Below are 10,985 nucleotides of genomic sequence, written 5' to 3'. Positions count from 1 at the left end.
GTTGGATATGGACCAGATGATGTTGAGGGAAAGTGCGGAGTATCTGGAGGAAGTTATCTCTAAATATGCATCTGATGCGAAGGTTAGTTGTTTGCATAAAGCATTGTCGACTTTGATAGCAGATGCTCGTGCGGGGACAATTGTAATTCCCGTTCAATGGAATGACATTCCAGGCACCTACGCCTTTATTGAAGGAGGGCTACGACAATACCGCGACCTTGAAACAGCGTACGCCAAGTTTAAAATCGAGATTACTGGCGGCGAGAGTCCTCTTATGAAAAGCCTACGTTTGAATCAGCGGATGAGAGGTGAGGAGTGAGAGGTAACTGCAAATTAATTCTCTTGCAATTAATGCTAGCTCTCCTATTGCTGGGCTGCCATGCAAACGTCAGAGACTCTTCCCCCAGTCTTTTAAAGGATGGTGTCCAAATTCAGCAAAGAACGGCAACGCCAGATGCAAAACACGCCAAAGTCATCATGAAATCGACAGGTTACACATACCCTGTCGAGTTCTCGGTTCGCCGGGCTTCAGATCCCGATCAACGAATGGAAGTGCTGGGTACTGTGGTGGATTCCGGGCGGGGCAAAGTATTCGGCTGGATCGCCAAACTCAGCGAAGCGGCCAATAGCGCCACGTTCAAGCACTTCCCTCAGTTGGAAACGCCAGCCAATGCCGACGAACCCTTCGAGGTGTCGGGGCGTTCCAACGGCATGGGCACCGGCAATACTTATAGCTGCGGGCCGCTGAACAGCACTTTTACGCCGGAGCGAAGCAAGGTCTACCTGGTGGAGTTTCAGTTTGTCGGGCCGGGTTGCGAGCAGCATGTTTACGATGTCACCCAGCCGGGTCAACGTAGCCTCATCGGAGCCTTAGCCATTTGAAATTACACATTCATTTCCCTGACAACCTCATCTTCGATGACTTGCTCAGGCAGTAACGGATTCCCTGTCTTTGCAAGGTTTCAACGCAATTCGAAATTTCCTTCTCGGATACAGTCCCTGAATCATCCGGGATCGTATCTGGCTGGAGTCGTGACGAATTGGAGCGACGTGCGATCGCCGGGGCGGGGGGTCAATACACCCACTATGCGAACAGTTTGATTACCTTAAGCAACATTAGCGAAGGCCTTTACCAGATCATCGATCTTGAAATGTTCTATCGAAGCTTTGGTTGGTGCGCTGTTTTCCGAAATGGACAATACGCACCCGCCGGAAATTTCTGGGACGACGAGCCCACGTAAGAGGATAAATGGGGGCGGACCCTGAGGGATCCCCACAAATCTACTCTAGGCTCTGCGCTTGATGGTGCATCTCATCACGCAGAGCTTTTGCCAGACTTCCCGGTAATGCTGTTCCTCGTAGATGACGATTAAGTCATGGCTGCAATACAACTGGCCTCGTTCTTTGACGCCCCAACCGTTGGCCATTTATCATGCGAAAGCATAACGGCATCACTGTGTCGTGAATCATTCGAGTACGTGCCTTCCTGCGGCCGCGCACGTCAACCCTGCCTCACCAATCCCGTAACGGCCTAGGCCGTCATCTCAGGTGCTCAACAACGTGTCTGTCCCGAAAATTTCCGTCGTCATCCCCACGTACAACGTTGAGTCCTACATCGCTGAAACCCTCGATTCGCTGCTCAATCAACCCGTGCCGTTGCATGAAATCATCTTGATCAACGACGGCTCGACCGATGGCACGCTCGCGGTGATTGAGGCTGGTTTTGGCCATCGCCCGGAAGTCAAAGTGGTCACCCAGATCAATCAGGGCGTGGGCGCTGCCCGGCGCAATGGTCTGGCGTTGGCGAGCGGCGAGTATGTGTTCTTCTGCGATCCGGACGATGTGGTCAGCCCGGAGCTGTTTTCGACGCTGGTGGAGCAGGTGCAGGCCAACGCGGCGCTTGAGTTGTTTTATTTTTCCAAGCGTTCGTACACCGAAGTGGACGGTGCGAAGCAGTTGCTGCGACGTAACACCGCCGCGAGCCGCAATGGCTGGTTCGATGCGGGGCGCGACTTGCTGCAGGATCTGATTTTGTCCGGCAAGTATCACGCGGCGACGTGGCAATACATTTTCAAGCGTTCGGTGTGCGAGCGTTTTGTGGTCCGGCTGGAAGGTCGGGCGCATGAAGATCATGTGTTCAGCATGAATATCTACCTGCACAGCCAGGCCACTTTTTCCACGGCATCGGACTATTACTTTCAACGGGTCAGGAGTGGTTCGCTGACGCAGAGCCATAAGGATGTCGAGTACGTGATGGGCAGTTATGCCGCGTATCGCGACACTCTGGCAGCGTTGAAAAGGCACATTGCTGCGTTCAGTGCCGGGCGCGAAGTCGCGCTGAATTTCATGGAGCGCAATGTCGACGCACTGATCACCAAGTGCATCAAGTATGGTGTGCCGTTGCCACAGCAGATTACCTCGACGACGCGGCAAGACAGCCGTGATTGCGGGGTGCTGTTGCACACTCGCTGGACGCTGTGGTTTCCGCGCATCGTTCACGGGGTGCGCAAGCTGCGTTTCAATCTGAAGCAATCGCGCCGGAGTCGAAAAGCCGCCGCTCAGGGGTAGCGTTCACTTGCCGACAAGCGCAAAAAAGGGGTGAATTCATATCGATGAATTCGCCCCTTTTTGTTGCTGTTCAGTTACGAGGTTCTCAGCGAAACGCCGGCACCACATGCTTGATAAACAACTCCAGCGACTTCTTCTTCTCTTCATGCGGCAAGCTGTTGTCACACCAGAAACTGAACTCATCCACCCCCAGTTCCTGGTAGTACTTGATCCGCGGAATAATCTCTTCCGGCGTGCCGATCATCGCGGTCTTGTGCAGGCTCTCCAGCTCAAACTCCGGACGCCCTGCAAACTTCTCTTCAGGACTCGGCGCAAGAAAGCCGTTGACCGGGGTTTCCTTGTTGCCAAACCACGCATCAAAAGTGCGATAGAAACGTGAGATGGCTTTCGCCCCGACCTTCCAGCCATCCGGGTTATCAGCGGTGTGCACGTGGGTGTGGCGCAGCACCATCAATTGCGGGCGCGGTACGTCTGGGTTGTTGTCGAGTGCGGTCTGGAATTTGTTCTTCAGGTCGAGGACTTCTTCGTCGCCTTTCATCAAAGGCGTGACCATGACGTTGCAGCCGTTGGCCACGGCGAAGTTGTGCGAGTCGGGGTCGCGGGCGGCGATCCACATCGGCGGGTTCGGTTTCTGGATCGGTTTCGGCACGCTGGTCGAGGTGGGGAATTTCCAGATGTCGCCGTCGTGGGCGTAGTCGCCTTGCCACAGGGAGCGGACCACCGGGACCATTTCGCGCAGGGCCTGGCCGCCGCTGGAGGCGGGCATGCCGCCGGCCATGCGGTCGAATTCAACCTGATAGGCGCCGCGTGCGAGGCCGACTTCCATGCGGCCGTTGCTGATCACGTCGAGCAGGGCGCATTCGCCGGCGACGCGCAGCGGGTGCCAGAACGGCGCGATGATGGTGCCGGCGCCGAGGTGAATGGTCGTGGTTTTCGCTGCGAGGTAGGCCAGCAGCGGCATCGGGCTTGGGGAGATGGTGTATTCCATGGCGTGATGTTCGCCGATCCACACGGTGCTGAAGCCGCCGGCCTCGGCCATCAGGGTCAGTTCGGTCAGGTCTTCGAACAGTTGGCGGTGGCTGACGCTTTCGTCCCAGCGTTCCATGTGTACGAACAGGGAAAATTTCATGACGCTACCTCGAGTCTTTTGTAATTGGCCGGTCGTGTGCGGGCCTGTCGAACTGACGTGAACGCGTTGCGCTCGCGAGTCTTCTCACCATTCAAGCACGCCTTCGAGGACGGCTGTTCGGTTGATTGAATATTGGTATACCATAATACGGAATATCCGCAAAATATTTCTGACCGACACTTCGAACAAGGAAGGCGCAAGCAATGAACATAAAACAAAAACTGACTCTGGCGTTTGCGGTAATCGCCAGCCTGCCGGTGTTACTGGTGGCAGCGCTGATCATCCTCAATGTCCGTGAGGGCGCGCGCGACACCTTTACCGACAGCACCGGGCGCGAAGTGCGTCAGGTGGAAAACGCCATGCAGCTGTTTTTCGAGGGCATCAGCCAGAACGTTGCTTACCTGGCCGAGCACCCGCAGTTGCAAAGCATCGACACCAGCCTCAAACGCTACCTGAGCAGCGACGCCGCGCACGTGCCGATGGGGCCGCAGGATCAACAGTTGTTCAAGCTGTTCGACGGTCTGGCCAAGGCCCACCCGGCCTATACCTATCTGTCCGTCGGCATCGAGCAGGGCGGTTATCTGTTCTGGCCGGGCGATGCGCAACTGGCGAACTACGATCCGCGCACCCGGCCCTGGTACAAAACGGCGATGGCAAATCCCGGCAAGACCCTGCGCACCGAGGCCTATTACTGGGCGGCGGATGACGTGGTGCTGGTGAGCACCGTGCGCAGCTTCAACAACCAGTTGGGCAGCAATGCCGGTGTGGTCAACATCGATGTGTCGCTCAAGCAGTTGACCGATCTGGTCAAGCAGATCCGCCTCGGCGAAAGCGGTTATCTGATGTTGATGGAAGCCAACAACACCGTGCTGGTGGACCCAAGCGATCCGGCCCACAACTTCAAGAAACTCAGCGATCTCGGCGACGGTTATCAGCAACTGGCCGAGGCGGGCAAAGGCCTGGTCGAGGTGCAATTGGCCGGCGAGGATTACATGGCGCTGGTCTGGCCGTCGCAGGCGTTGGGCTGGCGGTTTGTCGGCTTGGTCAAGGCGAGCGAAGTGATGGCAGAGGCGACTCGTTTGACTTGGCTGATCGGCGCTATCGCTGTGGTTTGCGCACTGTTGTTTGCAATGGCCGGCGCGTGGTTTGCCGGTTTGATGGTCAAGCCGATTCGCGGTGTCGCCAGCGGTCTCGAAGGCATTGCTCAAGGCGAGGGTGATCTGACTGCGCGACTGGAAGTACGCGGGCAGGATGAAACCGCGCAACTGGCCGGCTGGTTCAATCAGTTTCTCGAAGCGATCCGCACGCTGATTCAGCGTATCGGCCAGGCGGCCGGGCAGATTCACAGCAGCTCCGGCAGCGCCACCGAAGTCTCGGCGGAAATGGCCGACGTCGCTTCGCGTCAGCGTGAGGCGGTGGACATGGTGTCGACCGCGTTCCACGAAATGGTCGCCACCTCCAACGAGGTCGCGCGTTCGTGCAGTCAAGCGGCCGACTCGGCAGACAACGGTCAGCGTCAGGCACACACCGGGCAGCAGCAGATCGACGCGGCGGTGAGCAACGTCGGGCGCTTGAGTCAGGAGATCGGCCACAGTGCCGAGTCGATGCAGCAACTGGAGCAGGACAGCAACGACATCCAGTCGATCCTCGGCACCATCCGCTCGATTGCCGAGCAGACCAATCTGCTCGCGCTCAACGCCGCCATCGAAGCCGCGCGCGCCGGTGAACAGGGCAGGGGCTTTGCCGTGGTCGCCGATGAAGTTCGTGCGCTGGCCAAACGCACCTCGGATTCCACTGGTGAGATTGACGCACTGCTGGGCAATCTGGCGCGGCGCACCCACCAGATGGGCAAGCAGATGCACGCCAGCCTTGAGGTTTCGCAGGAAACCGTGGTGTCGATCAACGAGGCGCGGGCGAGCTTTGAATTGATCCGTGAATCGGTCGACGTGATCCGCGACATGAACACCCAGATCGCCACGGCGGCGGAGGAACAGCATCAAGTGGCGGAGGACATCAATCGGCACATCAGCCAGATTCATGGCGATGCGCAGTTGGTGGCGAGCCTGGCGGATTCGACTCGCCAGGATGCGCAGAACCTGACGGCGTTGTCGCAGACGTTGAATCAGTTAGTGAGCCGGTTCCGTACCTGACACGGCCGTCCAGGCAACACCAAAATCTGTGGGAGCGAGCCTGCTCGCGAAGGCGTCGGGTCAGTCAAAAATGTAACAACTGACCCATTGCATTCGCGAGCAGGCTCGCTCCCACATGGCTTTTCGGCGGATTTGAGAAATCAAGCCACAACCGGCAACGCACCCATCTTGCCGTGGCAATACACCAGCGGCCCGGCGACTTGCTCGGGGACGATCAGGTTCTTCACCGCGCCGACCATGATCGCGTGGTCGCCACCTTCGTATTCACGCCACAACTCGCACTCGATCACCGCCGTCGCATTGGCGAGGATCGGGTTGCCCAGTTCGCTCAACGTCCACTCGATGCCCTGCGCCTTGTCCTTGCCTTTGCGGGCGAAGGCATAGGCCTCGCTTTGCTGCACGCTGGACAACAGGTGAATCGCAAAGCGTTTGCTCTTGATCAGCACGGGATAGGAGTCGGAGCTGTAGTTGGGGCAGAACAGCACCAGCGCCGGGTCCATCGACAGCGAGCTGAACGCGCTGGCGGTCAGGCCGACGATCTGGCCGTCGTCGTCCAGCGTGGTGATGACGGTGACGCCGGACGGGAACGAGCCCATGACTTGTTTGTAAATGGCAGCATCGATCATTGGGTGGTCCTCGGGTGGTGTGACGCGGTTTTTATGGTTTGTAGGTCTGATGGTATACCGTAATACATATCTTGCAAGGGGTTTTCGGGTGAACCGATAAACGTGGCACTTTCGTCGGAAACTCAGCGTTTACGGGGCTTTCAGCTAGCCGGTCAGGGGAGGGATCAGCGAGGATAGCGGATCAGAGAGCGACAGAATCAGCGGATCAGGCTTGTGCAAAGTTTGGAATACCATAATATGGTCTGCATCTGAGGGGCGACCCAAAAGTCCTCCCGGTTTGGCTTCATACAAAGATAAAAACAGACAAACTCGAGTTCATGCATATGTCCCAGATGTCCCGGCAAGATCCGTTGATCGAGAATCATACGGTCGATTACGTCCCACTCGCGGAACGCCACGGGAAGGCCCGCGACCTGTTCACTCTGTGGTTCAGCACCAACATCGCGCCACTGCCCATCGTCACCGGCGCCATGGTGGTTCAGGTGTTCCATCTCAATCTGTTCTGGGGGCTGCTGGCGATTGCGCTGGGGCACATGATCGGCGGCGTGGTAATTGCGCTGGCCTCGGCGCAGGGCCCGCGCATGGGCATTCCGCAAATGGTCCAGAGCCGCGGTCAGTTCGGGCGTTATGGCGCGCTGCTGATCGTGTTCTTCGCAGCGCTCATCTACATCGGTTTCTTCATTTCCAACATCGTGCTGGCGGGCAAATCCATCGTCGGCATTGCGCCGTCTGTGCCAGCGCCGCTGAGCATTCTGATCGGCGCGCTGGCTGCTACGGCGATCGGTGTGATCGGCTACAACTTCATCCACACCCTCAACCGCATCGGCACCTGGGTGATGGGCGGCGCGTTGCTCGCCGGGTTCATCTACATCTTCGCCCATGACTTGCCGGCGGACTTCCTCACGCGCGGGAGTTTCAATCTCTCCGGCTGGCTGGCGACGGTGTCGCTGGGGATCATCTGGCAGATCAGCTTCTCGCCATACGTCTCCGACTATTCGCGATATCTGCCGGCGGACATCGGCATTGCCAAACCGTTCTGGGCGACGTATCTGGGCGCGACGCTGGGCACGATTCTGTCGTTCAGTTTTGGCGCGGTGGCGGTACTGGCGACGCCGGAGAGCACTGAGGCAATGGCAGCGGTCAAGCAGTCCACCGGCTGGCTGGGGCCGATTCTGATGGTGCTGTTTCTGCTCAACATCATCAGCCACAACGCGCTGAATCTGTATGGCGCGGTGTTGTCGATCATCACCTCGATTCAGACCTTTGCCAGCCAGTGGACGCCGAGTATCAAGGTGCGCGTGGTGCTGTCGAGCGTGATCCTGGCCGGCTGCTGCGTGGTCGCCCTCGGCGCTTCGGCGGATTTCATTTCCCAGTTCATCGGGCTGATTCTGGCGTTGTTGCTGGTGCTGGTGCCGTGGGCGTCGATCAACCTGATCGACTTCTACCTGATCAAGCGCGGCAATTACGACATCACCTCGATCTTCCGCGCCGACGGCGGCATCTACGGCCGCTTCAACCTGCACGCGATCATTGCCTACTTCATCGGCATCATCGTGCAACTGCCGTTTGCCAACACCTCTCTGTACGTCGGGCCGTACGCCAATCTCGTCGAAGGTGCCGACCTGTCGTGGCTGGTTGGCCTGGTGGTCACCGTGCCGCTGTATTACTGCCTGGCGACCCGTGGGCAGGCGCAGCAGAGCAGGGCGGCAAAACTGAGCTATCGCTCGTAAGCAATTCTGTGGCGAGGGAGCTTGCTCCCGCTGGACTGCGCAGCAGGCCCCGCATTTCTGCAGCGCAGGCGGGGCCGATACACGCACCAGCGGGAGCAAGCTCCCTCGCCACAACTGGTTTTCGGCCGTCCCGAGTATTTCAGCGGTCACGCAAATTGGCCATATCGATCCCCTTTTGGCCTGCCGCCTACTGTCACCGCGCTACGCTGTCAGCAAGAATCGAAACCATAACAACAGGCTCGACCTTTTTTGCCCTTGGCTATCGTTACAGCCACTGCCGTGTACAGAACATAAAAACCATCGATCTCACGTCGCATTCGGGGAAACAACCATGGTCACGATCAAACGCATTCTGGGCGCCACCGTGTGTGGCCTGACGCTGCTGGCCAGCGCCGTCCAGGCCGAGCAGCGCGAACTGCGGGTGTACAACTGGGCGGATTACATCCTGCCGTCGGTGCCCAAGGATTTCGCCGAGCAAAGCAAGATCAAAGTGACCTGGGACACCTTCGACACCAACGAATCCCTGGAAGCCAAACTGCTCACCGGCAACTCCGGTTACGACCTGGTGGTGCCGTCCAATCAGTTCATCGAAACCCAGATCAAGGCCGGCGTGTTCCAGAAACTCGACAAATCGAAACTGCCGAACTGGCAGCATCAGGATCCGGCTTTGCTCAAGTTGCTCGACGCCAACGACCCCGGCAACCAGTACGGCGTGCCGTACATGTATGGCACCGTGCTGATCGGCTTCAACCCGGCCAAGGTCAAGGCTGCGCTGGGCGAGAATGCGCCGGTCGACAGCTGGGATCTGGTGTTCAAGCCCGAGAACATGGAAAAGCTCAAGGCCTGTGGCGTGGCGATGCTCGATTCGCCGTCGGAGATCCTGCCCCTGGCCCTGCATTACCTCGGCCTCGATCCGAACAGCCAGAACCCGGCGGACTACGAAAAGGCCAAGGCCTTGATGATGAAGATTCGCCCGTACGTGACCTACTTCAACTCGGCCAAGTACATGACCGACATCGCCAACGGCGACATCTGCGTGGCGATCGGTTACTCCGGCAGCTTCTACCAGTTCGGCAATCGTGCCAAAGAGGCGGGCAACGGCGTGGTGGTCGATTGGCGCTTGCCCAAGGAGGGCGCGCCGATCTGGTTCGATACGTTCGCCATTCCGAAGAGCGCGAAGAACGTCGCTGAGGCGCACGAATTCCTCAACCACTTGCTCGACCCGAAAGTGATCGCCCCGATCAGCGATTTCCTCGGCTACCCGAATGCCAACAAGGACTCGATGCCGCTGGTCAACAAGGACATCACCGACAACCCCAACCTGACCCCGACCAGCGAAGCGCTGAAAACCCTGTATGTGGTGCAACCGTTGCCGCAGAAAATGGAGCGGGTGCGGACGCGGGCTTGGACCAGCATCAAGTCCGATAAATAACACCACCGCACTTCAAATGTGGGAGCGAGCCTGCTCGCGAAAGCGGTGGGTCATTCAACTCAAATGTTGACTGATTTGGCGTATTCGCGAGCAGGCTCGCTCCCACAGGTGGGGTTGGGTGGTGTCATTCAGGGCTGCGCTCAGCCTCGCGGCTGGTCGCCAGACTCAACAGCACCGACCCGAGAATCACCGAGCCAACCACCGCCAGCGACCACTCCACTGGCATGTGGAACCATGGCATCAGCACCATCTTGCCGCCGATGAACACCAGCACGATCGCCAGCCCGTATTTGAGCAGGTGAAAACGGTCAGCCATGTCCGCCAGCAGGAAGTACAGCGCGCGCAGGCCCATGATCGCGAAGATGTTCGAGGTGAAGACAATGAACGGGTCGGTAGTGACGGCGAAGATCGCCGGGATGCTGTCGACGGCGAACATCAAATCGCTGGCCTCGATCAGCACCAGTACCAGAAACATCGGAGTCGCCCAGCGCACGCCGTTTTGCAGAATGAAAAACTTCTCGCCGTGAAAGCCGCTGGTGATGCGCATATGCCCGCGCACCCAGCGCAACAGCGGGTTGTTATCGAGATCCGGTTGATGATCAGCGAAGACCAGCATCTTGATCCCGGTGATGATCAGGAATACACCGAACGCATACAACAGCCATTCGAACTGCGACACCAGCCACACGCCGGCGAAGATCATCACCGCGCGCATCACGATCGCGCCGAGCACGCCGTACAGCAGCACGCGCCGTTGCAATTCCGGCGGCACGGCGAAGTAGCTGAAGATCATCACGAAGACGAACATGTTGTCGATCGACAGCGATTGTTCAATGAGATAGCCGGTGAGGAATTCCAGGGTTTTCTGCCGGGCAATCTCACCGCCGAATTCACCGTGCAGATACCACCAGAGCAACCCGGCAAAGCTCAGCGCCAACAAGGACCAGGCAACCACCCAGGCCGACGCTTCACGCACCGACACCCGGTGCGCCTTGCGCCCGCCAAAGACAAACAGGTCCAGGGCCAGCATGGCCAGAACGAAGACGATGAAGGCGCCCCACATCCAGGGTTCGCCGATATTGATGTTCGTGGCAGGCATGGCACGCTCCCTGTCTCTTGTTTGAGTTGAGTCAGACGGGGCCATACTAGCGACGGATTTGTGGCAAAGAAAAATCGTATATTTTTTATGGATAGTTCGAGAAAAACGAAATATGTGAGTGGGCATTCGATTTTGGATTTGCTAATGATTTGACGAAAGGTTCTGTAGGAAAGAGAAATTGCTATGAAACCGTGCGGCACGTTTATCAGGAAGCGGGTGTTCTCCCTTGGTTCTTTACGGCGCTCGGAGGC

The 10,985-nt window shown here is 57.9% G+C and carries 9 protein-coding genes and 1 pseudogene; 7 read left to right on the top strand and 3 right to left on the bottom strand.

Annotation, left to right across the window (positions count from 1 at the left end):
• Nucleotides 1–7 precede the first annotated feature (7 nt).
• From GXB78_RS17440 to GXB78_RS17430, 3 genes are all read left to right on the top strand, one after another.
• Nucleotides 8–319, top strand: a complete 312-nt coding sequence (locus GXB78_RS17440; RefSeq protein WP_329516297.1) for a hypothetical protein — start codon at nt 8–10, stop codon at nt 317–319.
• A gap of 32 nt (nt 320–351) precedes the next feature.
• Nucleotides 352–882, top strand: coding sequence for a hypothetical protein (locus tag GXB78_RS17435; RefSeq protein WP_329516484.1), 531 nt, complete (start codon nt 352–354; stop codon nt 880–882).
• Nucleotides 883–1,560: 678 nt separating this feature from the next.
• A complete protein-coding gene (locus GXB78_RS17430; protein ID WP_329516296.1) occupies nt 1,561–2,568 on the top strand; it encodes a glycosyltransferase family 2 protein in 1,008 nt (335 codons plus the stop codon).
• A gap of 85 nt (nt 2,569–2,653) precedes the next feature.
• Here GXB78_RS17430 and GXB78_RS17425 read toward each other — a convergent pair whose 3' ends face one another.
• Nucleotides 2,654–3,697 (bottom strand): LLM class flavin-dependent oxidoreductase, encoded by a 1,044-nt coding sequence (locus GXB78_RS17425; protein ID WP_329516295.1) that lies wholly within the window; start codon nt 3,695–3,697, stop codon nt 2,654–2,656.
• 203 nt (nt 3,698–3,900) lie between these two features.
• On the opposite strand from GXB78_RS17425, the pseudogene GXB78_RS28200 reads away from it, so the two are divergent.
• A pseudogene (locus tag GXB78_RS28200) lies at nt 3,901–4,941 on the top strand (cache domain-containing protein); the annotation flags it as partial.
• A gap of 138 nt (nt 4,942–5,079) precedes the next feature.
• Nucleotides 5,080–5,847, top strand: a complete 768-nt coding sequence (locus tag GXB78_RS28195) for a methyl-accepting chemotaxis protein (protein WP_370593578.1) — start codon at nt 5,080–5,082, stop codon at nt 5,845–5,847.
• A 140-nt stretch (nt 5,848–5,987) separates the two neighbouring features.
• Here the strand turns inward: GXB78_RS28195 and GXB78_RS17415 are convergent, their stop codons facing one another.
• Nucleotides 5,988–6,473, bottom strand: coding sequence for a flavin reductase family protein (locus GXB78_RS17415; protein WP_329516292.1), 486 nt, complete (start codon nt 6,471–6,473; stop codon nt 5,988–5,990).
• A gap of 323 nt (nt 6,474–6,796) precedes the next feature.
• Between GXB78_RS17415 and GXB78_RS17410 the strand changes: the two genes are divergently transcribed.
• Together GXB78_RS17410 and GXB78_RS17405 are read left to right on the top strand one after the other, a co-directional pair.
• Nucleotides 6,797–8,203 (top strand): purine-cytosine permease family protein, encoded by a 1,407-nt coding sequence (locus tag GXB78_RS17410; protein ID WP_329516291.1) that lies wholly within the window; start codon nt 6,797–6,799, stop codon nt 8,201–8,203.
• A gap of 331 nt (nt 8,204–8,534) precedes the next feature.
• Nucleotides 8,535–9,635, top strand: coding sequence for a polyamine ABC transporter substrate-binding protein (locus tag GXB78_RS17405; protein WP_329516290.1), 1,101 nt, complete (start codon nt 8,535–8,537; stop codon nt 9,633–9,635).
• A 124-nt stretch (nt 9,636–9,759) separates the two neighbouring features.
• On the opposite strand, the gene GXB78_RS17400 is transcribed toward GXB78_RS17405, so the two are convergent.
• Nucleotides 9,760–10,734, bottom strand: a complete 975-nt coding sequence (locus tag GXB78_RS17400) for a TerC family protein (RefSeq protein ID WP_329516289.1) — start codon at nt 10,732–10,734, stop codon at nt 9,760–9,762.
• Between the last annotated feature and the right edge of the window lie 251 nt (nt 10,735–10,985).

This window comes from Pseudomonas moraviensis subsp. stanleyae (genome assembly GCF_036283065.1).
Taxonomy (GTDB): Bacteria; Pseudomonadota; Gammaproteobacteria; order Pseudomonadales; family Pseudomonadaceae; genus Aquipseudomonas; species Aquipseudomonas stanleyae.
Note: the sequence above shows the minus strand (reverse complement) of the source record. Positions and strands in the feature narration are given on the sequence as shown.